The sequence below is a fragment of the Lysobacter enzymogenes genome, from assembly GCF_017168095.1.
GTDB classification, from domain to species: domain Bacteria; phylum Pseudomonadota; class Gammaproteobacteria; order Xanthomonadales; family Xanthomonadaceae; genus Lysobacter; species Lysobacter enzymogenes_D.
The window spans coordinates 1-23,567 of record NZ_LXSD01000434.1 but is presented as its reverse complement, the minus strand read 5'-3'; the positions used below and the strand labels follow the sequence as shown (position 1 = coordinate 23,567).

Annotated in this window: 21 protein-coding genes and 2 pseudogenes; 13 read left to right on the top strand and 10 right to left on the bottom strand. The window is 71.2% G+C overall.

Features of this window, described 5'->3' with window-relative positions; all coding sequences use genetic code 11:
- The first annotated feature begins 422 nt into the window (after window positions 1–422).
- The 3 genes from A7A76_RS18750 (at window position 423) to ptsP (ending at window position 2,934) form a co-directional block, all read left to right on the top strand.
- Window positions 423–815, top strand: coding sequence for a PTS sugar transporter subunit IIA (locus A7A76_RS18750; RefSeq protein ID WP_206412630.1), 393 nt, complete (start codon window positions 423–425; stop codon window positions 813–815).
- Between the two features lie 116 nt (window positions 816–931).
- A complete protein-coding gene (locus A7A76_RS18745) occupies window positions 932–1,201 on the top strand; it encodes an HPr family phosphocarrier protein (protein ID WP_206412629.1) in 270 nt (89 codons plus the stop codon).
- 14 nt (window positions 1,202–1,215) lie between these two features.
- Window positions 1,216–2,934, top strand: a complete 1,719-nt coding sequence (ptsP, locus tag A7A76_RS18740) for a phosphoenolpyruvate--protein phosphotransferase (RefSeq protein ID WP_206412628.1) — start codon at window positions 1,216–1,218, stop codon at window positions 2,932–2,934.
- Between the two features lie 31 nt (window positions 2,935–2,965).
- Here the strand turns inward: ptsP and A7A76_RS18735 are convergent, their stop codons facing one another.
- Window positions 2,966–4,126, bottom strand: a complete 1,161-nt coding sequence (locus A7A76_RS18735; RefSeq protein WP_206412627.1) for a serine hydrolase domain-containing protein — start codon at window positions 4,124–4,126, stop codon at window positions 2,966–2,968.
- A gap of 385 nt (window positions 4,127–4,511) precedes the next feature.
- On the opposite strand from A7A76_RS18735, the gene mgtE reads away from it, so the two are divergent.
- The 3 genes from mgtE (at window position 4,512) to A7A76_RS18720 (ending at window position 7,657) form a co-directional block, all read left to right on the top strand.
- A complete protein-coding gene (gene mgtE / locus A7A76_RS18730) occupies window positions 4,512–5,873 on the top strand; it encodes a magnesium transporter (protein ID WP_206412626.1) in 1,362 nt (453 codons plus the stop codon).
- A 66-nt stretch (window positions 5,874–5,939) separates the two neighbouring features.
- Window positions 5,940–6,641, top strand: coding sequence for a hypothetical protein (locus tag A7A76_RS18725; protein ID WP_206412625.1), 702 nt, complete (start codon window positions 5,940–5,942; stop codon window positions 6,639–6,641).
- Window positions 6,642–6,901: 260 nt separating this feature from the next.
- The gene (locus A7A76_RS18720; protein WP_241201031.1) at window positions 6,902–7,657 is read left to right on the top strand and encodes a prolyl oligopeptidase family serine peptidase; all 756 of its coding nucleotides are present in this window, start codon (window positions 6,902–6,904) and stop codon (window positions 7,655–7,657) included.
- Window positions 7,658–7,784: 127 nt separating this feature from the next.
- Here the strand turns inward: A7A76_RS18720 and A7A76_RS18715 are convergent, their stop codons facing one another.
- The 3 genes from A7A76_RS18715 to A7A76_RS18705 are packed head-to-tail and all read right to left on the bottom strand — an operon-like array spanning window position 7,785 to window position 9,809.
- Entirely contained in the window at window positions 7,785–8,720 is a 936-nt protein-coding gene (locus A7A76_RS18715; RefSeq protein WP_206412623.1) for an aspartate carbamoyltransferase catalytic subunit, read from the bottom strand.
- Between the two features lie 37 nt (window positions 8,721–8,757).
- Window positions 8,758–9,246, bottom strand: coding sequence for a Holliday junction resolvase RuvX (gene ruvX, locus A7A76_RS18710; RefSeq protein WP_206412622.1), 489 nt, complete (start codon window positions 9,244–9,246; stop codon window positions 8,758–8,760).
- Window positions 9,243–9,809 carry a YqgE/AlgH family protein gene (locus tag A7A76_RS18705; RefSeq protein ID WP_206412621.1) on the bottom strand — a complete coding sequence of 189 codons (567 nt, stop codon included), beginning with the start codon at window positions 9,807–9,809 and terminating at the stop codon, window positions 9,243–9,245. Before A7A76_RS18705 ends, ruvX begins: the two co-directional genes overlap by 4 nt.
- Before the next feature lie 187 nt (window positions 9,810–9,996).
- On the opposite strand from A7A76_RS18705, the pseudogene A7A76_RS26855 reads away from it, so the two are divergent.
- From A7A76_RS26855 to A7A76_RS18695, 3 genes and pseudogenes are all read left to right on the top strand, one after another.
- Window positions 9,997–10,095 (top strand): annotated as a pseudogene (locus tag A7A76_RS26855) (DUF6053 domain-containing protein); the annotation flags it as partial.
- A 124-nt stretch (window positions 10,096–10,219) separates the two neighbouring features.
- Window positions 10,220–10,765: pseudogene (locus A7A76_RS18700) on the top strand (DNA-3-methyladenine glycosylase I); the annotation flags it as partial.
- 577 nt (window positions 10,766–11,342) lie between these two features.
- On the top strand, window positions 11,343–13,163 hold the full coding sequence (locus tag A7A76_RS18695; RefSeq protein ID WP_206412620.1) for a DUF4153 domain-containing protein: 1,821 nt from the start codon (window positions 11,343–11,345) through the stop codon (window positions 13,161–13,163).
- A 15-nt stretch (window positions 13,164–13,178) separates the two neighbouring features.
- Here the strand turns inward: A7A76_RS18695 and A7A76_RS18690 are convergent, their stop codons facing one another.
- Genes A7A76_RS18690 through A7A76_RS18680 form a run of 3 tightly spaced genes read right to left on the bottom strand, consistent with a single transcriptional unit; the run spans window position 13,179 to window position 16,508 of the window.
- A complete protein-coding gene (locus A7A76_RS18690; RefSeq protein ID WP_206412619.1) occupies window positions 13,179–14,192 on the bottom strand; it encodes a Rieske 2Fe-2S domain-containing protein in 1,014 nt (337 codons plus the stop codon).
- 46 nt (window positions 14,193–14,238) lie between these two features.
- Window positions 14,239–15,351, bottom strand: a complete 1,113-nt coding sequence (locus tag A7A76_RS18685; protein WP_206412618.1) for a GNAT family N-acetyltransferase — start codon at window positions 15,349–15,351, stop codon at window positions 14,239–14,241.
- Complete coding sequence (locus A7A76_RS18680) at window positions 15,348–16,508, bottom strand: ATP-grasp domain-containing protein (RefSeq protein WP_206412617.1); 1,161 nt, start codon at window positions 16,506–16,508, stop codon at window positions 15,348–15,350. The genes A7A76_RS18685 and A7A76_RS18680 overlap by 4 nt, the downstream gene beginning before the upstream one ends.
- A 405-nt stretch (window positions 16,509–16,913) precedes the next feature.
- Between A7A76_RS18680 and A7A76_RS18675 the strand changes: the two genes are divergently transcribed.
- Window positions 16,914–17,813: a hypothetical protein gene (locus A7A76_RS18675; protein WP_206412616.1), complete on the top strand. Its 900-nt coding sequence runs from the start codon at window positions 16,914–16,916 to the stop codon at window positions 17,811–17,813.
- Window positions 17,814–17,937: 124 nt separating this feature from the next.
- Here the strand turns inward: A7A76_RS18675 and A7A76_RS18670 are convergent, their stop codons facing one another.
- Both A7A76_RS18670 and A7A76_RS18665 read right to left on the bottom strand, forming a co-directional pair.
- Window positions 17,938–19,104 (bottom strand): PilT/PilU family type 4a pilus ATPase, encoded by a 1,167-nt coding sequence (locus tag A7A76_RS18670; RefSeq protein ID WP_206412615.1) that lies wholly within the window; start codon window positions 19,102–19,104, stop codon window positions 17,938–17,940.
- A 115-nt stretch (window positions 19,105–19,219) separates the two neighbouring features.
- On the bottom strand, window positions 19,220–20,257 hold the full coding sequence (locus A7A76_RS18665) for a type IV pilus twitching motility protein PilT (protein WP_206412614.1): 1,038 nt from the start codon (window positions 20,255–20,257) through the stop codon (window positions 19,220–19,222).
- A 234-nt stretch (window positions 20,258–20,491) separates the two neighbouring features.
- Here A7A76_RS18665 and A7A76_RS18660 point away from each other — a divergent pair, with 234 nt between their 5' ends.
- The 3 genes from A7A76_RS18660 (at window position 20,492) to A7A76_RS18650 (ending at window position 22,618) form a co-directional block, all read left to right on the top strand.
- Window positions 20,492–21,154 carry a YggS family pyridoxal phosphate-dependent enzyme gene (locus A7A76_RS18660; RefSeq protein ID WP_241201032.1) on the top strand — a complete coding sequence of 221 codons (663 nt, stop codon included), beginning with the start codon at window positions 20,492–20,494 and terminating at the stop codon, window positions 21,152–21,154.
- A 142-nt stretch (window positions 21,155–21,296) separates the two neighbouring features.
- A complete protein-coding gene (gene proC / locus A7A76_RS18655) occupies window positions 21,297–22,139 on the top strand; it encodes a pyrroline-5-carboxylate reductase (RefSeq protein ID WP_206412613.1) in 843 nt (280 codons plus the stop codon).
- A gap of 8 nt (window positions 22,140–22,147) precedes the next feature.
- On the top strand, window positions 22,148–22,618 hold the full coding sequence (locus A7A76_RS18650; protein ID WP_206412612.1) for a DUF4426 domain-containing protein: 471 nt from the start codon (window positions 22,148–22,150) through the stop codon (window positions 22,616–22,618).
- 115 nt (window positions 22,619–22,733) lie between these two features.
- On the opposite strand, the gene A7A76_RS18645 is transcribed toward A7A76_RS18650, so the two are convergent.
- The coding region (locus A7A76_RS18645; protein ID WP_206412611.1) for a lipase secretion chaperone at window positions 22,734–23,567 on the bottom strand (834 nt) is incomplete at its 5' end.

Here is a 23,567-nt window from a genome sequence, read left to right as displayed (position 1 = left end):
ACACGACGCCGCCGGCCGATGCCGCGCCGCCGGCGGACATGCCGCCGCCGGCCACCGATATCGCGCCCAACCCCGCAGCGCCGGTCGATCCGGCCGCGCCGCAACCGCCGCCGCCGGACGACGGCCAGAACAAGGGCCAGACCGAGACGCCGCCGAAGCAGTAAGCGCCGCGTCTTGCCGCGAGGGCCGCCTTCGGGCGGCCCTCTTCGCGTCCGGCCGCGCGCGGCCTGCGTGCGCGTTCGCGCATCCGGGTGCGCATCCGGACGCGCGGGCGGCGTCGAGCCGACCTGCCTGCGCCGCCCGCGCCTTCGCGCACCGCCGGCGCGCGCCGCGCCGCATCCGGTCCCACTCGGCCGCCTCGGGACGCCGATCGACCGTTCGGGCGCTTCCGGCCTGTCACCGTGCTCTGTTAAGTTGACGGCATGTCCGTAGGCGTCCTTCTCATCACCCATACCGGAGTCGGCAGCGCGATGCTGCAGGTCGCCGGCCGCCTGTTGAATCCGCTGCCGCTGCGCGCCGAAGCGTTCGAAGTGCCGTTCGACGCCGATCTCGACCAGTTGCTGCCGCAAGCCAGCGCGGCCCTGCGCCGGGTCGACGGCGGCGACGGCGTGCTGGTGCTGACCGATCTGTACGGCGCGTCGCCGAGCAACCTGGCCGCGCGCGTGGCCCGGCTCGGCACGCCGGTGCGGCGGGTCTCGGCGCTGAACCTGCCGATGCTGCTGCGGGTGATGAACTACGCCGAACTGGAACTCGATCAATTGCCCGCGGTCGCCGCGGCCGGCGCCCGCAACGGCGTGCTGCACGACGACGCATGACCCCGCGGCGCCCGCCGCCGCGACAGGAAGCCCGAACACCGCATGACGCAAGCCGCATTACCACCGCTCCCGCCATCCGCGCCCGCTGCGTTTGACCATTGCCTGAGGACCCCGACATGATCGAACGCGAACTCACCGTCGCCAACCGCCTGGGCCTGCACGCCCGCGCCACCGCCAAGCTGGTGCAGGTGCTGTCGGCGTTCCGCAGCAACGCCACGCTCACCGCCAAGGGCCGCGAGGTCAACGCCAAGAGCATCATGGGCGTGATGCTGCTCGCCGCCGGCCAGGGCACCCACGTCAAACTGCGCGTCGAAGGCGAGGACGAGGCCAACGCGGCCGATGCCGTGACCGCCTTGTTCGAACGCCGTTTCGACGAAGACAGCTGAGGCCGGAGGCGCGGATGCGGCACGAATTCCAAGGAGTCGGCGCCTCGCGCGGCAGCGCGCTCGGACGCGCGCGGGTGCGCCTGCCGCATGCGCTGGAAGTCGCCGAGGAACGCATCGGCCGCGACCAGGTCGATAGCGAACTGGCGCGGCTGCACGCGGCCATCGACACCGTGCGCGGCGAAATCCACGTGCTGCGCGAACGCCTGCACGGCGCGCTCGCGCACGAGGTCGGCGAATTCCTCGACCTGCACACCCTGCTGCTGGACGATCCCGAACTGCTGCAGGGCCTGGACGAGCTGATCCGCACCGGCCACTACGCCGCCGACTACGCCCTGCGCCTGCAGCGCGACCGCATCGCCTCGGTGTTCGAGGCGATGGACGATGCGTATTTCCGCAGCCGCGTCGACGATATCGACCAGGTCATCGGCCGCATCCACGCCGCCCTGCACCGGCGCGACCACGACACCCAGGGCGTGGCCGGCGAGATCCTGATCGCCGACAACGTCGCCCCGGCCGAACTGGCGCAGTTGCAGGCGCAGGGGGTGATGGCCATCGTCACCGCCGCCGGCAGCGCGCTGTCGCACAGCGCGATCCTGGCGCGCAGCCTGCACCTGCCGCTGGTGGTGGGCACCGCGCAGGCGCTGCTGAAGATCAACGACGGCGACGCGGTGGTGGTCGACGGCGCCACCGGCTCGGTGATCCTGGAGCCCGACGCCGGCGACCTGCGCGCGCACCGCGCGCGGGTGCGCGAGCTGGCGCGCGAGCGCAAGCAACTGCACCGCTTGCGGCGCGAGCCGACCATCACCCGCGACGGCGTCGACATCAAGCTCTACGCCAACGCCGAATCGCGCGAGGACGTGGCCGAGGCGCACGCGCTCGGCGCCGCCGGCGTCGGCCTGTACCGCACCGAATTCCTGTTCCTGCAGCGCAACGAGCTGCCCGACGAGGACGAACAGTTCCGCGTCTACCGCGACGTGGTGCTGGGCATGACCGGCCGCGCGGTCACCATCCGCACCCTCGACCTGGGCGCGGACAAGGCCGACAAGACCGGCCTGGCCCTGCGCGACGAACCCAACCCGGCGCTGGGCGTGCGCGGCGTGCGCCTGTCGATGGCGCGCGAGGGCCTGCTGGAAACCCAGTTGCGCGCGATCCTGCGCGCCTCCGGCTACGGCCCGGTGCGGGTGCTGGTGCCGATGGTCAGCGCCAGCGAGGAAGTGCGCGCGGTGCGCGCGCTGCTCGACAAGGTCGCGCTCGACCTGCGCCGCGAAGGCCACGAGATCGCCGAGCGGGTGCCGCTGGGCGCGATGATCGAAGTGCCGGCCGCGGCACTGGCGCTGCCGGCGTTCATCGGCGCGGTCGACTTCCTGTCCATCGGCACCAACGACCTCGTCCAATACCTGCTCGCGGTGGACCGCAACAACGAGGCGCTGGCCGGCCTGTACACGCCGCTGCATCCGGCGGTGCTGCGGGTGATCCGCGACGTGATCAAGCTCGGCAAGGCGCGCGGCAAGCCGGTGGCGGTGTGCGGCGAAATGGCCGGCGACCCGATGTTCGCGCCGCTGCTGCTGGCGCTGGGGCTGGAGGAGTTCAGCCTGCACCCGGCCACCTTGCTGGAGCTGCGCCGGGCGATCCGCGGCCTCAACCTGGACGCGCTGCGCAAGCGCGCGCCGGCGCTGCTGCGCGCCGGCGACCGCCAAGCGATCGAGCGCTGGCTGAGCCAGGCCGGCCCCTGAGCGCGGGCGCGCAACGCATGGCGCGCCAGGCTCAGCGCTCGAACGTTGCGTCGGGCGGGCATTGCGGCTTGCGCCTGGGCTGCGGCGCCGGCCGCGGCCACTGCACCGCACATCCGCGCAGCGCGCCCAGCGCCGCGCGCGCCGCGCCGTTCAGATCGCTGCCCTCGGCGTTGGCGAAGGCGAACACCGCCACGCGGCAAGACGGGTCCACGATCATGTACGAGGCATAGCCCAACTTCAGCCCGTCCTTGGCCAGGCAGCCGTCGCCGACCTGCCAGCCCAATCCCATGCACAGGCCGGGCGGATCCTGCCGACGTTGGGTCAAGGCGATCGCGCGGCCGAGCACGTCCGGGCCGGGATCGATCTGGCGGTCGAGGAAGGCGAGCATGTCCGGCACCGTCGACGACAGCGCGCCGGCGCCGATCGCCGCGGAGTGAGGATCGATCTCGCCCACGCCGATCGGCGCATAGCGCTCGCCTGGCAGGCGCAATCCGTAGGACTGCGCCAGCCTCGCCCGCACCGGCGCGCTCAGCTCGACCTGGGTGGAGGCCATGCCCAACGGCTCCAGCAGCAGCCGGCGCGCCACCTGCGGCCAATCGCGATAGCTGGAACCCCAGCCCGGCTCGCCCGGCGGCGAGTCGTGGTGCACGTGCGACATCAGCGCGCCGAGCAGGGCGAAGCCCTGGTTGCTGTAGCACCACTGCTGCCCCGGCGGGTACTGCGGCTCGAACTCGCGCAGGAAGCGCGTGGTCGCATCGAATGAGTAATGGCCGAAGATATCGTCGCGCTGCGGGCACAGGCCTTTGGGGAAGCCGGCGCTGTGGGTGGCCAGATGGCGCAGCCTGACCGGTTGGTCCATGAGGTAAGGATGGATGCCGACGCCCGGCGGCAACAGCTCCCGCACCGGCGTGTCCAGCTCGGCCCGCGACTGCAGCACCGCGATCGCCAGCAAGGTCGCGGTGAATACCTTGGTGTTGGACGCGATCATCACCACCGTGTCCTCGGGCGCCGCGCTGCCGCCTTGCTGCAGCGGCAGTTGCCCGAAGGCGTAGCAGTAACGCTGGCCCTGGTACAGCACGCCGACCAGCACGCCGGGCACCCTGCCCTTCTCCGCCACGTCCAGCGGCGCGATCAAGGGCTCGAACAACGGCGCGATCAGTGCGCCGACGCGTTGCCGGTCGGGTGCGGTCATGGCGGCCGTCCTTAGCGCCCGCGGATCGGGCCGGGCGCGAGTCTAGCGAGGCGTCGCGGCGAGGTGATTCACTGTCGCTCACGTTCTGCGCATCGTCGCGGATCGCGCGCGCGGCGCTGCATCGGCGCCGAAGCGCTCGCCGGCGGCGCAGCCCGACTCGCCGGCCGTAGCGGCGTCCGCTGCCGTCGCCGCGCACGCGCAGGCTCCACGCCGCATGACGCTGCGCGCAGCGCGCCCGCCACCGCGCAGGCCGCGGTTCATCCGCACCCGGCGCCGCGGGCCCCGTCGTCACTGGGCTTTGCCGCGGCCGCGGGCGATAATGCCGGCGCACTCGTTGGATCCGCCGGCTTCGTGGCCGCATCCGTCCCCCGCCAGGAAGTACCGCATGGCCGAAGCCGTCCGCCACGACAAGACCGCACGTCAGCTGCGCCTGCTTTCCGATGCGCTCGACAGCGGCCGTCTGGGGCCGGTTCGCCGCCTGGTCAACACCCTCTCCCCGGCCGAGATCGGCAACCTGCTCGAATCGCTGCCGCCCGGCAAGCGCCAGGTGGTGTGGGGGCTGGTCGATCCCGAGGACGACGGCGAGGTGCTGGTCCACGTCGGCGAGGAAGTCCGCGAAAGCCTGCTCGCGGACATGGACCCCGACGAAATCGTCGCCGCGGTCGAAGACCTCGACATCGACGACCTGGCCGACCTGGTCGAAGACCTGCCCGACACCGTCATCGACGAAGTGCTCAAGTCGATGGACCGCGACAACCGCGAGCGGCTCGAGCAGGTGCTGTCCTACCCGGAAGACACCGCCGGCCGCCTGATGAATCCCGACGTGGTGACGGTGCGCGCCGACACCACCATCGACGTGGTCCTGCGCTATCTGCGCCTGCGCGGCGAACTGCCCGAGCACACCGACCACCTCTACGTGGTCAGCCGCCGCCACCAATACCTGGGCCGCATCGCCCTGGCCGCGCTGCTGACCCACGAGCCCGGCACCGCGATCAACAAGCTGGTCGACGACGAACAGCCGGCCATCGACGTCGGCGAGACCGCCGGCGAAGTCGCGCGCCAGTTCTCCGACCACGACTGGATCAGCGCGCCGGTGGTCGACGACAACAACATCCTGCTCGGCCGCATCACCATCGACGACGTGGTCGACATCATCCGCGAAGAGGCCGAGCACCAGGCCTTGAGCGCGGCCGGCCTGGACGAGGACGAAGACCTGTTCAGCCCGGTCCGGCGCGCGTTCCGGCGCCGCCTGATCTGGCTCAGCGTCAACCTGTGCACGGCCTTCCTCGCCGCCAGCGTGGTCGGCCAGTTCGAAGACTCCATCGCCCAGTTGGTGGCGCTGGCCGCGCTGATGCCGATCGTCGCCGGCATGGGCGGCAATGCCGGCACCCAGGTGCTGGCGCTGATGATCCGCGGCCTCGCCCTGGGCCAGATCGGCGCGTCCAACGTCGGCGTGCTGCTGCGCAAGGAACTGTCGGTCGCGCTGATCAACGGCCTGGTGCTCGGCATCGGCCTGGGCCTGATCGTGCTGATCTGGTTCCGCCAGCCGGGCCTGTCGTTCGTGATCGGCAGCGCGCTGACTATCAACCTGCTGACCGCCGCCACCGGCGGCGTACTGGTGCCGATCACCCTCAAGCGCCTGGGCTTCGACCCGGCCCTGGCCGGCGGCGTGATTCTGACCACGCTGACGGATGTGATGGGGTTCTTGAGCTTCCTCGGGTTGGCGACGTTGATCTTGTTGCGTTGAGCGACCCGCTCGCACGCGGACGGACGGCACCCGGGCGCGATCGCCAAGCCGGCTAAGCTGGTGCGCATGCTGCAACACCAGGACATCGCCACCGCCGTCGACCTGCAGGCACGCAGTTACGCGCTGCTGCGCTGGCTGGCGCAGGCGGTGCAGCGCGGCTTCATCGGTTTCGACGCCGCCCACGGCTATGCGCGAGACCCGGCTGCCGCCGCGGCCTGGGCGCAACGCCATCTCGAGGAACTGCCGCCGCAGGCGCGTCCGCCGCAAACCGATGCGGCCGGGTTCTTCCGCCTGTTTTCCAGCTATCTCGATAACGGCCACGTCGTCGTACGCGACCCGGGCTCGCGCCTCTACTCGCCCGACGCGCACTGCTTCTGCGGCATGTGCAGCTGGTTCATCAACGGCCCGAGCCTGCGCACACGAGCGCCCGCGCCGGGCGATCAGCGCCGCGCCGACCGAACGATGCGCGCCAGTCTCGACGAACTGGCACTGGAATGCGGCCGCTTGCTGGAAGAGGCCGAGGTAAGCGCGCTGATGCGCCAGGCCGAGTTGCGCGAGGCGCTGGCGCTGTACGCCTATGCCGAAACCCTGCTGCGCCGCGTGCGCGGCGGCGGCAGCGAAGCCGGTGTGCCGGTGGCCTTGTGGCGCCGCTTCGCCTGGACGCCGCAGGACGCGCCCAAACCCAGGTTCCGCCTCGACGCCGACCACATCATGGCCGCGCAAACACTGCTGCTGCAGCGCCTGAGCCAGCAATCGCAACCAGACTGAGAAGCCGAACCGCCCGGTGCGTCTCGTCTGCGCAGTCCAATAGCATGTGCGACCGAATCATCCACGGGGTTGAATCCGCCCCGCCCGCGGGCCGATGATGGCCACAGCCCGCCACGGAGCCCGCCATGCCCGGTCGCCGTTCGTTCCGCGCCGCATCCGCGCTGTCGTTGTCTTTCGCGTTCGCCGCGCTCGCCGCCTGCCAATCCGCGGCGCCCCGTCCCGACGCCGCCGCCGCGGCGCACGCACCCGCCGCTTCCGCCATGACCGATCCACGCGCGCACGGCCGCTTCGTCAGCCGCGAACTCTCGCTCGCCGACGGGGTGACCCACCGTTATCAGGTATTCGTTCCCTCGCGCGCGGCCGGCGGCGAAACGCCGCCGTTGATCTTGTTCGTGCACGGCTCGGGCGAGCGCGGCGACGACAACCGCAAGCAGGTCGAGGTCGGCCTGGCGCCGGCGATCCGCGAACGCCTGGACCGCTTCCCGGCGATCGTGGCGTTCCCGCAGATGCACAAGGACAAGGCCGACAAGCAGCGCTTCAACCGCACCGCGCTGGCGGTGCTGGACGCGGTGCAGGCCGAGTTCGGGGGCGATCGCGCGCGCACCTACATGACCGGTCTGTCGATGGGCGGCTTCGCCAGTTTCGATCTGGCGCTGATGCAGCCGCAGCGCTTCGCCGCGGTGGTGCCGCTGTGCGGCGGGTTCGACGTGCCCACGGCGGCCGATCGCGAACGGGTCGAGCAACTGGGCGGACCGTGGAACCTGGACGAGGCCGCGCAGCGGATGAAGGGCCAGCCGTTCTGGATCTTCCACGGCGCCCAGGACGACGTGGTGCCGCCGCAGCGCTCGCGCGAGATGGTCGCCGCGCTCAAGCGCGCCGGCGCGCAGGTGCGCTACACCGAATTCCCCGAGGCCGACCACAACGCCTGGGATGCGGCCTATGCCAGCGAGGCGCTGTGGACCTGGCTGTTCGCGCAGCGGCGGCCGGATGCGGCGCCGGCGGCGGCGGGCCGCTGAGCGGCGCCGACACGAAGCGACGGCGCGGCGCACGCAGGCATCGCGAAACATCGCGGCGCGCGTCTTCGAAACTCAAACGCAACACCGGTGATTCGCGCAGTCGCGCGAATCACCGCAGCGCCCGCGCTCAACCCTTGAGCAAGGTCTCCAGCACCGCCATGCGCACGGCCACGCCGTTGGCGACCTGGGTCAGGATCAGCGATTGCGGGCCGTCGGCGACCTCGTCGGTGATCTCCACGCCGCGGTTCATCGGGCCGGGATGCATCACCACCGCATCGGGCGCGGCGCGCTTGAGCCGGGCCACGGTCAGGCCGTAGTCGCGGTGGTAATCCTCCAGCGAATCCACCAGCCCTTCTTCCATGCGCTCGCGCTGCAGGCGCAGCATCATCACCGCGTCCACGCCGTCCAGCGCGGCATCGAGGTCGTGGCCGACGATGCAGCCGTCCAGGGTGCCGTCGTCGGGCAGCAGCGAGGCCGGGCCGACCGCGCGGATCTCGCCGGCGCCGAGCGCGCGCAGCGCCTGCACGTCCGAGCGCGCCACCCGCGAATGTTTGATGTCGCCGACGATGGCCACGCGCAGGCGCGAGAAATCGTTGCCCTTGGCCTGGCGCAGGGTCAGCATGTCGAGCAGGCCCTGGGTCGGATGCGCGCTGCGGCCGTCGCCGGCGTTGACCAGGCAGGTGCCCGGGCGCACGTGCGCGGCCAGTTCGGCGACCGCGCCGTCGTCGCGATGGCGCACGACGAAACCGCGCACGCCCATCGCTTCGATGTTCTTGAGCGTGTCCAGCGCGGTCTCGCCCTTGGTCGTCGACGAGGTCGAGGCGTCGAAGCTCAGCACATGCGCGCCTAGCTGCTGCACCGCCAGCTGGAAACTCAGGCGGGTGCGCGTGGACGGCTCGAAGAACAGCGTGCACACCGCGGTGCCGGCCAGGGCGCGATGGTCGTAATGGCCTTCGGCGAAGGCCTGGGCGCGGATCAGCAGGGCTTCGAGCGAGTCGCGCGTGGCCTCGCGCAGGCTCAGCAGGTGGCGCGAACCGCCGGGGGCGGAAACGAAAGTGGTCATGACGGTGCTGGGCGTTGCGGGTCGGGGGAAGACGGTTTCAGGAATGCGGAATCGAATCGATCGGGGTGGCGTCGTCGGGCGCGGCCAGCCAGCGCTCGACGATCACCGCGGCGGCCACCGCGTCCAGCGCCTCGGCGTCGCGCCGGCGCTTGCGGCCTTCGGCGCGATCGGCGGCGAAACGGTGCGCGGCCTCGACCGAACTGGAGCGCTCGTCCACCAGCACCACCGGCAGCTTGTAGCGCACGCGCAGTTGCCGGGCGAAGGCGAGCGCGCGCTGGCGCGCGGGCTGGTCGCCGCCTTCCAGGGTCATCGGGTCGCCGACGATCAGGCCGTCGGGCCGCCATTCCTTCTGCAGGCGGTCGATCGCGCCCCAGTCGGGGCCGGCGCCGTGCACGTCGATCACCGCCAGCGCGCGCGCGCCGTGGCCGAACGCGCTGGCCACGGCCACGCCGATGCGGCGCGCGCCGACATCGAATCCGAGGACGGTGCCGTCGCGTCGGATCGAAGCGGGAGCGCTCTCGCTCATGCGTGCCCGGCGTAATCGGCCAGGTGGGCGAAATCCACGCCGATGCGGCCGGCCGCGGCATGCCAGCGCGCGTCCAGCGGCAGTTGGAACAGCAGTTCGGCGTCGGCCGGCGCGGTCAGCCAGTCGTTTTCGGTGATCTCGTGCTCGAGCTGGCCCGAGCCCCAGCCGGCGCAGCCCAGCGCGACGATGGCGTGGTCCGGGCCTTCGCCCTTGGCCATCGCCTCGAGGATGTCGCGCGAGGTGGTCAGGAACAGGCCGTCGGCGATGGCCAGGGTCGAATCCCAGCGCGCGCCGCCGTCGTGCAGGACGAAGCCGCGTTCGGGATGGACCGGGCCGCCGGCCAGCACGATCTGCGCGCGCAGGGCCTCGTCGCCGCCTTCCACGCCCATCTGCCCGAACACTTCGCCCAGGGTGTATTCCGAGGGCCGGTTGACCACGATGCCCATCGCGCCGTCGTCGTCGTGCTGGCAGATCAGCGCGACGCTGCGCGAGAAATTGGTGTCGGCCAGCGCGGGCAGCGCGATCAGGACCTGACTGGCGAGGGGCGTGGGCATTACCGGCATGGGACCATTCTAGCCTGCCGGGCCGGGCTGCGGGGTCGAGCGGCGGGTCGGGGTCGCCATAACGCGAAATGCGGCCGGTTCGGGACGGTTTGGGATTGGCGGGGAGATCGAGGGAAGCGCTTGAGGTAGGGGCTTGTGGGAGAAGGCGGTGGGAGAAGGCTGAGGGAGGCGCCGGTAGGAAAAGACTGTGGGAGGGGCTTCAGCCCCGAAGCTCTCTTTTCAGATCGCCGCGCCACCAAGGGCCGTCCTGATCGGAGCGCAGAGCATCGGGGCTGAAGCCCCTCCCACAAGAGCGCCTGCCGGCATTCGAGAGCCCGGGCGATCCGGCCAGCCTCGGACCTGGATTCGCCGCCCGCGCACCGCGACAATCCCAGGCCACGCCGCGCCCGCGGCGCGCCACGAGGCTGCCCATGTCCGGCTATTGCGATATCGCCCCCGGCCATCCGATCCACGGCGACTACCACGACCGCGAATACGGCTTCCCGCAGCGCGACGAGTCCGACCTGTTCGAGCGCCTGATCCTGGAGATCAACCAGGCCGGGCTGAGCTGGGAGACGATCCTGCGCAAGCGCGAGGGTTTCCGCCGCGCCTACCACGGCTTCGACGTCGACGCCGTGGCCGGGTACGGCGAAGCCGACCGCCTGCGCCTGCTCGAGGACGCCGGCATCATCCGCAACCGGCTCAAGGTCGACGCGGCGATCCACAACGCCCAGGTGATCCAGCGCCTGCGCGCCAGCCACGGCGGCTTCGCCCAGTGGCTGGACGCGCACGTGCTGCACGAGGGCCGCCCGCGCGACAAGGCCGGCTGGATCAAGCTGTTCAAGCAGACCTTCCGCTTCACCGGCGGCGAGATCACCAACGAGTTCCTGATGAGCCTGAGCTACCTGCCGGGCGCGCATCGCGAAACCTGTCCGGCGTATGCGCGCATCGACAAGATCGGGGCGGTGTGGAAGCGCGTGCGCGAAGCGGCGGCGAAGGGCGGCGCAACCAAAGCGGCGGAGCCGGCGGCCAAGGTCGTCGCGAAGCCGGCCGCCGCGGCGAAAAAGGCCGCGAAGAAAGCGGCCGCGACGAAGACCGCAGCAAGCAAGCGCGCCGCGAAGAAACTGCCGGCAGCGCCGGGCAAAAAGCGCTCGAATTGATTCCGATCCGTCGCGCCCCCGGTCCGGCTCCCTCGCCCGGCGACACTCCCTCACTCCGTCATTCCGGCGAAAGCCGGAATCCATTTTGATCTTGCTTCGCGCGCAGCTTCGACGTAGCTACGGCAAAAGCAAAATGGATTCCGGCTTTCGCCGGAATGACGGGGGAGGCCGCACCAGCTACCGCAACGTTCGCCGAAATAACGGGGCGCCGCATCAGCCAACACAACGTTCGCCGGAATGACCGGAGGCCGCGCCAGCCGCCGCAGCGGCAGGCAGCGCAGCAAACGTCACTCCGACTTCATCCCCCGCTCACCCAGCCGCGCCACTCTCGCCCGCAATGACTGTACGGCCCGCCGCTTCGCGGCGCCGGGCCGAGCCGATGCAAAGGAACCGCATGACGCCCCACCCCGCCCCCGCCGCCGTCGAACTGTCGGCCAAGACCCGCGCCTTCATCGTCCTGATCGCGCTGCTGCAAGGCCTGCTGCTCTATCTCGTGCGGGTCGGCGCCGGCACCGGCTTCGGCTTCGAACTGCAGATCGCCTGGTACGCGCTGACCCTGTCGATCCCCACCGCGATGCTGCTGACCGTGCAGCGCCTGGACGACGCGCGCTACTGGACCAACATCGCCCTGGTCGCCGCGATCTGCCTGCCGCTGTCGATCTGGGCCGGCTGGAGCGCCACCGGCGCGCCCGACCTGAAAGAAGCCGCGGTGCTGGCGCCGTTCGCCTGCAGCCTCGCCATCGCCGTGTTCGTCGCCCTGCCCTATCTGCAATGCCGGCTCGCCCACGGCCGCTGGTGCGCGCCTTACCACGAGCTGTTCGAACACGGCTGGCAGAACGCGCTGACCCTGATCCTCACCGCCGCCTTCGTCGGCATCTGCTGGGCGGTGCTGGGCCTGTGCGCGGCGCTGTTCGCGCTGATCGGCATCCAGTTCTTCGCCGACTTGTTCACCACCCGCGGTTTCGCCCATCTCGCCACCGGCGTCATGATCGGCCTGGGCGCGATGATCGGCCGCACCCAGCAACGGCCGGTGCAGATCGCCCGGCAGATCCTGTTCGCGATCTTCAAGGGCCTGTTGCCGCTGGTGGCGCTGATCGCGCTGATCTTCGTCGCCAGCCTGCCGTTCACCGGCCTGGACGCGCTGTGGAAGACGCGCTCGGCGACGCTGATCCTGATGTGTCTGATCGCGACCGTGGTGCTGTTCGTCAACGCGGTCTACCAGGACGGCGAAGCGCCGCCGCCCTACCCGCGCTGGCTGCGCGCGGTGGTCGAAGCCGCGTTGTTGACCCTGCCGCTGTACGCCGCGCTGGGCCTGTATGCGCTGAGCCTGCGCATCGGCCAGTACGGCTGGACCGGCGAACGCTTCTGGGCGGCGCTGGCGGCCGCAGCGCTGAGCCTGTACGCGCTGGGCTACGCGGCCGCCGCGCTGCGCCGCCACGACGGCTGGCTCGGCGGGCTGCGCCGGGTCAACGTCGCCGTCTCGCTGGTGGTGCTGGCATTGGCGGTGGCGGCCAACTCGTGGCTGCTCGACCCGCACCGCCTCGGCACCGGCTCGCAGCTCGCGCAGTTGCGCAGCGGCAAGATCGCGCCGGAGCGCTTCGACCTGGGCTACCTGCGCTTCGACGCCGGCCGCCGCGGCTACCAGGCGCTGCAGACCCTGGAAACCGATCCGCGCTTCGCCGCCTCGGCGCCGGCCGCGCACGCCAATCTGCAGCGCGCGATGAAGGCCTCCAGTTCGTGGGAATACCGCGCCGAACTCGAAACGCCGGCCAAGGGCCGCACCCGCGAACAGGCCTTGCGCGCGCTGCAGCGCGCCGAGGGCGCCGCCGCGATCGATCCGGCCTGGATCGCCGCGGCCCTCGCCGACCAGCTGACCCTGCCCAACTGCGAAGACGAAGACGCCCGCTGCGTGCTGGCCACGCCCGACCTCGACGGCGACGGCCAGCCCGAATACCTGCTGTGCCGGATCAACGACTGGGGCGCGAACTGCAACGCCTACGCGCGTTTGCCGCGCGGCTGGCGCAGCATCGGCCAGACCTATCTGTCGCAGCGCGGCAGCGAGGTCGAGGCGGACCTGCGCGCGAACCGGATCGAGGTGATCCCGCGCCGCTGGGGCGATATCCGCATCGGCGCCGACAGCGAGCGCCTGCGCCTGGAACCGGGCCCGGGCCGGCATTGCCAGGACGGCGACCGCGACGAGGACTGCGCGCGCTGAGCCGCGGCCGCGGCGCTACAGCATCAGCGCCACGTCCTTGGCCGCCGCGTCCGCCGGCGGCGCGCCGTCGCGCCAGAACGCTTCGACCCACGGCCGCACCAGGTCGAGTGGGGTCGAGGCGCCGCGCACCGCGCCGAAGCGGCGCAGATTGTCGGACTGCAGCGCCAGCATGCGCGCGTCCTGGTCGTTGACCCGCTTCAGCAGCGGCCACACCAGCGCGCGCACCAGCCACGCCGGCGCCCAACGGTTTTCCACGTGCAGGCTCGCGAACACCGAGGTGGTGGCGGCATCGCGCGGCGCGAAATGCAGGCTGATGCGCACCGCTGCGCCGTTGCGGTAGCGGTATTCGATCTGCGCGCTGCCCGGCGCGTCGAACAGCGCGCGTTCGCTTTCGCGCGGCGATTCGAACAAGCGGTAAAGCAGGCCCGATTGCTGGGCCTGGCCGAGGTAATCGACCGCGAAACCTTCAGCCGACGGCACGAACCGCGCCGTCGTCGGTTGCCGCGCGCCGCCGCGGCGCACCAGGCCCGGGTGGATCCAGTGGGTGTGCAGCGGGTCGAGGAAGTTCTCGATCGCATCGACCACGTGCGCGCGCCACTGCGTCTGCCATAGGAACCGGCGCGAACCGGGCGGATTGCGCCGCGCCATCGCCGGCAATTCGCCCTCGTCGCGGCCGTCGGCGCGCAGCCAGATCAGGCCGTCGTGCTCGCGCACCGCGGCGCTGCGCACGCGCACCTGCGGCAGCGCGCCGCCGTCGGGCAGGCCGGGAATCTCGCGCAGCCGGCCTTCGGCGTCGAAGCGCCAGCCGTGGTACGGGCAAGCCAGTCCGCCATCGCGGCAGGTTCCCTGCGACAGCGGCGCGTGCCGGTGCGGGCAGCGATCTTCCAGCGCGAACGCGCGGCCGGCGCCGTCGCGCGCCAGCACGTAGGGCCGGTCGAGCAGGCTCACCGCCACCGGCGCGGCGCGCAGGCGCTCGCCGCACAGCGCGGCGAACCAGCGCGATTGATGCGAGGGATGCCAGCCGCTCATGCGCGGCGCGCTGCGGCGATGGCGACGGCGGCTCGGTGCGTGCGCTTCATAGCCCGAATCTTCGCATGATCGGCACCCCGACCCGCCGCGTCAGCAGCGACAGTGCGGCCAGCGCGCGGCGCGTGCGCGCCGGCATGTGGCGGGCGTAGACCGCGCTGTATTCGATGCTGGGCTCGCCGCCGCGCAAACGCTTGAATCCGGCCGCGCCGGCGCTGAAGTTGACCGTGTCGCCCCCGGCGATGGCGCGCTCGAACGTGGTTGCGGTGAGCAAGCGGTAGAGCCCCAGGGGCTGCGGCAAGGCGGTGTCGTAACCGACGATGGGCGTGGTCAGGGTGCCGCCAAAACCGAACACCCCGGCGATGCAGATCAGCTGCCCGGCCTCGTCGCGGAAACCGTCGAAGCGCAGCAGCCCGGCGCGGTGCCACTCGCGCAGGAAGCGCTCGCCGTAGCGCGGGTTGAACGCCGAATACTTGTCCATGTACAGGCGCTGGTAGAGCCAGGCGATGCGCGCGTAGTCGTCCGCGCCGATGTCGGCGTCGCGCACGCGCCGCGGCTGCCGCGCGGCCAGCTTCAGGTCGATGCGCAGGTTGTGCCGGCGCTGCGCCAGTGCGGCGACGTCGCGGAACAGATACACCTGCCGACTCGGAATCAGCGCGAAGCCCAGCGCTTCGCACTCGGCCAGCCAGTCGGCATGCTGGTCGCGGTTGAGCGAGCGCAGCCACACCGCATGATCCGGCCAGCGCTGCAACGCGCCGCGCAACAGCCGCGCCGCGCTGCCCGGGCGCCACCGCGGATACAGATTGGTCGACAGCCACCAATTGTTGATCGCCACCGCGCGGTCGATGCCGGCGCGGCGCAGCCAGCCGTCGAGGCCGCGGCCGGCGGCGCGCAGCAGCGGCGCCGCGGCGGGCGGTGCGTAGCGCACGGCCTCTTCGCTGGCGTAATCGCCGTAAGTCGTGCGCGGCGAACAGACCCAGGCGTTGCCGCCGACATCGCCGTCGTCGACGCTGACCGGATAGCGGCGCTCGCCGCCGTCGAGGAATTCCGCCCGCGTGGCCAGGTTGGCGACCAGTTCGCGCGAGTCGGCGCCGGCGTGGATGCGCTCGAAGGCCTGCACGCGGCGGGCGAAGTCGTCGTCGCTGCGGGCCGGTGCGGTCACAGTTCCGGCAACTCCTCGCCGTCCCATTCGATGTCGCGCGTGGCCGCCTCGCGCAGGCCGCCGCCGCGGCGCAGCGCGCTGGCGGCATAGGCGGCCAGATCGGCCAGCCCGCCGAGCGGCGGCAAACGATCGCCGGGCACCGACAGCACATCGTCGGCGCGGCGCCAGTCGCGCAGCCACCGGCGCGCACTCCCGTGCGCCAGCGCTTGCGCGAAGCCGGCGCCGAGCATCACCGGCGCGAGCATGCGCGGCCGCGCTGGCCGCGCATCGACGCAGGCGATGTCGGCGCCGAGCAGCGCCGCCGGCAGATCGTCGTCGGCGCCGAACAGGTGCACGCCGCTGGTCGCGCGCGGATTGCATTCCAGCACCGTGACGCCGCCGTCGTCGCCGACGATCCAGTCGAACGAGATCTGCCCGGTGTAGCCGATCTTGCCGACGAAACGCTCGACGAACGCGCGGATCGCCGCATTCGGCGCCGGCTCGAAATAGAAGCTGGAACTGCGGTTGAGCCGGTACGCCGGCCGATACACCGAGTGCGCGAGCAGGCGGCCGCGGTCGGCGACGCTGTAGGAACACAACTCGGTGCCGGCGTGGAAGCGCTGCGCGACCCAGGTCTGCGCCAGCGGCAGCGGCGCCGCGTCGGCGGGCATGCCTTGCGGATACAGGCGCACGTGCACGCCGAAGCGCGAGTACTCGGGCTTGAGCGCCAGCGGCCGGCCCGCGGCCCATTCGCGCGCTTGCTCCAGTGTGCGCACGGCGGCGCTGTCGGGCACGTTCGCGCCGCAGCCGCGCGCCAGTTCGAGGAAACGCAGCTTGCTGTGCAGCTCGCGCAGTTTGTCGAACCCGTCGACCAGCACGCGCACGGACGCCGGCAGCGCGCCGCGGTAACGCGACAGCCAGAACGCCTCCTCGCAGGTCGGCACGATCAGGTCGATGCGGTGTGCGGCGACGATGCCGGCGAGATCGGCGGCGAAGCGCGCCGCGTCGAAGCGCGGGCCGGCGATCGGCAGGCTCGCGCCGACCGCGTTCGACCAGCCCGACAACCGGCACGACACGCTGTCGGCGACGATCGCTTGCGCGCGCCCGCCCGCGCGGAAGCGGCGGGCGATCTCCAGTGCGGCCGGCGCGCGGGCGCCGAGGACGAGGACGTTGGGCATGTGGCGGCGGTGCGTGGCGGGAGCAGAACGATCGCGGCGCTGACGCGCGGCGGTCGAACGTGCGGACCGGCAAGGATCGAAGCATGGGCGCGGGTTAGCAAGCCCGGATGCGCGGCAACACGGTCGCGAGGCGGTGGCGGTACGGCGTCGCAGGCGCGCGAAACGACTTGCATCGCTGATCGCCGCGCCAGCCGTTCGTCGCCGGACGCATCGGGCCGCCCGCCCCTTCCGTCGAAAAACATAATCTTTTCAATCAATTACAGAAAAAATCCACCGTCCGACGTAGCTAAGGGCTGGGGCTCGCCCCAGGTACCTTCACCCCGCGCGAGCTTGTTAGGGTCGGTCTGGAAAGCGCTTTCGCCGCGCCCCGGCCCCGGCCGGACGCGCCCCCAGGAGGGTGTTCTCATGGCAGACGCAGGCAACGGAGTTTCCGGCTCGGACTCCTCGCGTAACACATCCGACGCCGCGCAACGCTCGGCCGAAACCGCCGCCGCGCAGCAGGCCGCCGCCGACAAGGCCGCCGCCGATGCCGTCGCGGCCGCCGCGGTCGATCCGGTCCAGGCCGCGCCGGTCGACCTGAGCCTGTCGCCGGCGACGATCTCGCAGCTCAGCGCCATGCCCGTGGACACGGTGCCCAACCTGGCCTCGTTCCCCACGCTCGGCGGCGTGCCGACCGCGACCACCTACGCCGACATCGCGCAGAAACCGGCGGTGCCGGCGATCGAGGAAACCAACGTCTGGTCGCCGAGCTTCAGCATCACCCCGAACGACCCGGCCGCGGTGGCCGCCGCCTCGCTCAACGATGTCTCGATCAATCTCGGCCTGAACCACGTCGGCGATGTCAACGCCAGCATCGAGGCGCGCATGGGCATCGCGCCGGCCAGCGTCACCGGCTTCGCCAGCGTCAGCTTCAACAACAGCCTCGACAGCCTCAGCCTGAGCACGACGCTGGGCCCGTTCGGGCCGAACTCCACGCCGAGCTACAGCGCCACCGTCGCCGGCAAGACCACGCTGGGCAATCTCGCCGATTTCGATTTCAGCGCCAGCGCGACCTTCAACAACCAGGGCTTCGACAACGCCGCGGCCAGCGCCAAGCTCACCCGCAGCATCGCCGAGGGCTGGAGCGGCTCGGTGCAGTTGGGCGTCGGCGCCGACCGCCAGGGCTTCAGCCGGCTCAACGGCGAAGGCGCGGTCGACTACGACCAGAACGGCCTGAACGTCGGTTTCGTCGGCCGAGGCAGCGTCGATCTGCGCACGGGCGAGACCAGCGGCTACTTCGGCGCGTATGCCAGAGGGCGGTTCTGACGGCGGCCCGGCGATCGGGCTCCGCCGCCGCTTGAACGGATGCGGGAGCGCCGTTGCGGCGCTGCAAAAAAGAAGCCAGCTTTCGCTGGCCTCTTCGAACGATCGGTTGGATGCGACCGGGCGCTCACCGCACCTCAGCCACCTCCACCCCATCCAACCCCTGCGACAAGGTCCGCGCATCGCCGCCCTGCGCCAGCTTGATGCGCAGGCGCACCTCGTTCTGCGAGTCGGCGTAGCGCAGCGCGTCTTCGTAGCTGATCTCGCCGGCCTGGTACAGCTCGAACAGGGCCTGGTCGAAGGTCTTCATGCCGAGCTGCACGGAGTCCTTCATCAGCTCCTTGAGCTTGTGGATCTCGCCGTCGCGGATGTAGTCCTGCGCCAGCGGGGTGCCGAGCAGGATCTCCATCGCCACCCGGCGGCCCTTGCCGTCGGGGGTCGGGATGAGCTGCTGGGCGACCACGCCCTTGAGGTTCAACGACAAGTCCATCAGCAGCTGCTGGCGGCGGTCTTCGGGGAAGAAGTTGATGATGCGGTCCATCGCCTGGTTGGCGTTGTTGGCGTGCAGCGTGCACAGCACCAGGTGGCCGGTTTCGGCGAAGGCGATGGCGTGGTCCATGCCTTCGCGGGTGCGCACCTCGCCGATCATGATCACGTCCGGCGCCTGGCGCAGGGTGTTCTTCAGCGCGGCGTCCCAGCTGTCGGTGTCGATGCCGACCTCGCGCTGGGTGATGATGCAGCCCTCGTGGCGGTGCACGAACTCGATCGGGTCTTCGATGGTGATGATGTGGCCGGTCGAGTTCTGGTTGCGGTAGCCGATCATCGCCGCCAGCGAGGTCGATTTGCCGGTGCCGGTGGCGCCGACGAAGATGATGATGCCGCGCTTGGTCATCGCCAGCGTCTTGATGATCGGCGGCAGGTTCAGCTCTTCGACGGTCGGGATCTTGGTCTCGATCCGGCGCAGCACCATGCCGACCTGGTTGCGCTGGTAGAAGCAGCTCACGCGGAAGCGGCCGACGCCGGTGACGCCGATGGCGAAGTTGCACTCGTGGGTCTTTTCGAACTCTTCGCGCTGCTGCGGGTTCATCACGTTCAGCACGAGGTCGCGGCTTTGCTGCGGCGTCAGCGGGTTCTGGGTGATCGGCGAGATCTTGCCGTGCACCTTCATCGACGGCGGCATGCCGGCGGTGATGAACAAGTCCGAGGCGCGCTGGTGCGCCATCAGCTTGAGGAAGGAAGTGAAGTCGATCGCGCCGGAGGCGGTGGTCGGGTTGGTCGGGGCGGGCGTGTTCATGCGGCTACCTCCTCGGGAGGTCGTTTACGGCGGCGAGGGCCGTCGGGGGATGTGATGCTCGCGGCTGGCGCGACGTCGTCGGGCGGCGCGGCAGGCGCGCCGCCGGGGCGGGGCGTCATTCGAACAGACGCTTGTCCTTGGCGTATTCGCGGGCCTGCGGGCGCAGGATCAGGCCGCGCTTGACCAGGTCCTGCAGGTGCTGGTCGAGGGTCATCATGCCGAAGTTCTGGCCGGTCTGGATCGCCGAATACATCTGCGCGACCTTGTCCTCGCGGATCAGGTTGCGGATGGCGGGGATGCCGACCATGATTTCCCAGGCCGCGGTGCGGCCGCCGCCGACCTTCTTCAGCAGCGCCTGCGAGATCACCGCGCGCAGCGATTCCGACAGCATCGAGCGCACCATCGGCTTTTCGCCGGCGGGGAACACGTCGATGATGCGGTCGACGGTCTTGGCCGCCGAGGAGGTATGCAGCGTGCCGAACACCAAGTGGCCGGTTTCCGCGGCGGTCAGCGCCAGGCGGATGGTTTCCAGGTCGCGCAACTCGCCCACGAGGATGTAGTCGGGGTCTTCGCGCAGCGCCGAACGCAGGGCCTCGTTGAAGCCGTGGGTGTCGCGGTGGACTTCGCGCTGGTTGATCAGGCACTTCTGCGAGGTGTGCACGAACTCGATCGGGTCTTCGACCGAGAGGATGTGCGCGTACTCGTTCTTGTTGATGTGGTCGATCATCGCCGCCAGCGTGGTCGACTTGCCCGAGCCGGTCGGCCCGGTCACCAGGATCAGGCCCTGCGGCTGCTCGATCAGCTGGCGGAAGATCGGCGGGCAGCCCAGGTCTTCGAGGGTCAGCACCTCGGAGGGAATGGTACGGAACACCGCGCCGGCGCCGCGGTTCTGGTTGAACGCGTTGACGCGGAAACGCGCCAGGCCGGGGATCTCGAAGGAGAAGTCGACTTCCAGGAACTCTTCGAAGTCGCGCCGCTGCTTGTCCGACATGATGTCGTAGACCAGCGCGTGCACCTGCTTGTGGTCCAGAGCCGGGATGTTGATCCGGCGCACGTCGCCGTCGACCCGGATCATCGGCGGCAGGCCGGCCGAAAGATGCAAGTCGGATGCTTTGTTCTTTACCGAAAACGCCAGAAGTTCGGCGATATCCATGCGTGCTCCCCGCACTGCGCTTGGGCCCGTTCGCGGACCCGTAAAAAACCAGCCACTCAAGCCGACCGGACTGCGAGCGGCCCGTTGCCGTCGAGTGGCCCGATCGCAACCGTAAAGCTGGAACCAAACCACCCCCAAGAGGCAGTATAGCCCCGCCGGGGCCGCCCCGTTCCACCCTTCCTCACAGGATTTCCCCACGTGCACGCGCACGTACTTCACGACATCTTGCAACAGTTGCGCCGCGCGGCGCATGACGCCGGCCGGCCGGCACCTCGATTGCTTGCGGTCAGTAAGACCCAGGATGAGACCGCGGTCGCGGAACTGGCCTTGCAGGGCCAGGACGCGTTCGGCGAGAACTACGTCCAGGAGGCCGCGGCCAAGCGCGCGGCGATGGCGGCCACGGCCGCGGCCGGGCGGGCGCTGGAGTGGCACCTGATCGGCCATCTGCAGTCCAACAAGGCCGCCGAGGCGGCGGCGCTGTTCGACTGGGTGCACACCGTGGACCGGCCCAAGCTGGTCGCGGCGCTGGCCCGGCACCGCGGCGGCGACGCGCCGCTCGACGTGCTGATCCAGGTCAACATCGACGACGAGGCCAGCAAGCACGGCTGCCGTCCCGACGACGTCCCGGCGCTGGCCGCGGCGATCGCCGCCGAGCCGGCGCTGCGCCTGCGCGGGCTGATGGTGATCCCGACCCCGCACGCCGACCCGGAACGACGCCGGCCCTCGTTCCGCCGCGCCAAGGCCTTGTTCGACGCGCTCGCCGCGCAGTTCGCCGGCGTGGACACCTTGTCGATGGGCATGAGCGACGACTTCGCCATCGCCGTCGCCGAGGGCTCGACCCTGGTGCGGATCGGCACCGCCCTGTTCGGCGCGCGTGCGCCCAAGGTTGCGTCATGAGCCGCGGCCGGATCGCGCTCGCCCCTGTCGGCCGCTACCGGCCCGCTTACTGTCGCCAGGCGCGCATCGAGGCGGTATCGATGCCGACGCTGCGTTCGCCCCGACACCGCATTCTCCGACTCCACGACCCGGTCCCGATTCCATGCCCAACGCTTCCGCTTCCCCGTCCCACCCGCCCGTCCTGGCCTTCATCGGCGGCGGCAATATGGCGCGCAGCCTGATCGGCGGCCTGATCGCGCGCGGCGCCGACCCGGCCCGCCTGCGCGTGGCCGAGCCGGTGCCGGCGCTGCGCGAGGCGCTGGCGCGCGACTTCGGCGTGCCGGTGTTCGAGCGCGGCGAACAGGCGGTGCAAGGCGCGGACGTGTGGCTGCTGGCGGTCAAGCCGCAGGTGATGCGCGAGGTCTGCGCCGCGCTGGCCGCGCAGGCGCGCGAACAGGCGCCGCTGGCGATCTCGATCGCCGCCGGCATCACCGCCGGCCAGCTCGATCGCTGGCTCGGCGGCGGCGCGGCGGTGGTGCGGGCGATGCCCAACACCCCGGCGTTGCTCGGCGCCGGCATCACTGGCCTGTACGCCAACGACGCGGCGCGGCCGCGCTTCGATCAGGCCGCCGAACTCCTGTCGGCGGTCGGCCCGACCGTGCGCATCGACGACGAGGCGCAGATGGACGCGGTCACCGCGGTCTCCGGCAGCGGCCCGGCCTATCTGTTCCTGCTGGCCGAGGCGATGCAGCAGGCCGGCGAAGCGCAGGGCCTGGACGCCGACGCGGCGCGCGCGCTAGTCGTGCAGACCCTGCTCGGCGCGGCGACCATGCTGCAGTCCAGCGAGGAACCGGCGGCGACGCTGCGCGCGCGGGTGACCTCGCCGGGCGGCACCACCCAGGCCGCGGTGGAAACCTTCGAAGCCGGCGGCCTGCGCGAGCTGGTCGGCCGCGCGATCGCCGCCGCGACCGAGCGCGGCCGGCAGTTGTCGGCGGCGAACGAATGAGCGGCGCGATGCGTTATCGGTCCGGCCGCATGGCCGCCGCCTTGACGCTGGCGCTGATGGCGGCATGCGGGCGCGAATCCTCGGTGCCGCCGACGCAGGGCAATGCCGCCGGCAGCGAGAGCGTCAAGGTCGGCGAAGTGGTCATGCACCTCACCGCGGTGCAGACCGACAAGCTGCCCGAACAAGTGGTGCGCCGCTACGGCGTGCCGCGCGATGCGCGCACGGTGCTGCTGGTGATGTCGCTGCGGCAGGGCGAGGACGCCGACGCGCGCGCGCTGAGCGCGCAGCGCATCCAGGCCGCCGCGACCGATCTGCTCGGCCGCAAGCAGACCATAGCGATGCGCGAGATGCGCGACGGCGAATTGATCGATTACGTCGGCACCGCCCAGGTGTCGCCGCCGGACACGCTGCGGTTCGAGGTGACGGCCGACAACGGCCGCGGCGTCCATCGGGCCAGGTTCAATCGGGATTATTTCTGAGGCTTGCTTCTCAGGCTTGCCTCTGAGGCCGGCGCTGCGGCGCCGGCCGGGCGACGACGCAACCGACGCAACAAAGCCGTCCGCCACGCGCGCGACGATACACAGCGTCAACGCCTCACTGCCCCGGCAAGCCCCCGTTGCGCGTCAACGCATCCACCCGCCGCCGCTCGTTCGGATCGAACCCGGCCAGCAGCGCGTCCAGCCGCCGGCGCCGCTGGTCCTGGCTGAGGTCGCCGTCGGCCAGCACGCGCTGGCGCTGCGCGGCATAGCTGCGCAGGCGCAACTGCCACTGCGCGCGTTGCCGGTCGAGCTCGCCCAGGCGCTGCGCCGCGGCCGCGCCGAACTGCGCTTCGCGCGCGGCGTAACGCGCGGCCGGGTCGGCGCCGTCGCGCTCGAACCGCTGCTGCTGCGCCAACGCATCGTGCCACTGCGCGCTCGCCTGCAACGCCGGCGCGGCCGTGGCCTCGTCGTCCAGTTCGGCCGCGCGCCGCGCGCGTTGCGCCGGATCGGATTCGGCCGACAGCGCGCCGCGCGCTTGTGCGCGCTGTTGCGCCAGCCGGTAGTCGGCTTCGTCCTGCGCGTAGAAGGCGTCGGCCAAGGCCACGCCGAGGCGCTCGCGGCGCAACGCGCGCACCCGTTCGAACGCCGCCTCGGCGCCGCCGGCGGCCTGCGCCAGCGCCACCGCGTCGCGCTCCAGCGCGACGTAGGCGTCGTACCACGCCAGCACCGTCGCCAACGCCGGCGGCGGCAACTGCGGATGCAGGTGCAGCGCCAGCGCCGAGCGGATCGCTTCGGGCGACTGTTCGCCGCTGCGGGCGAGGAAGTAGTCGAACAACCGGCGCAGCTCGCGATCGGCGCGCGGCCGGCCGAGCGCGTCCAGCGCGGCCGCGCCGTCGATCTGGGTGTCGCGCAGCGAATCGCGCGGCGCCGGCACGAGCGCCGCGGCCTC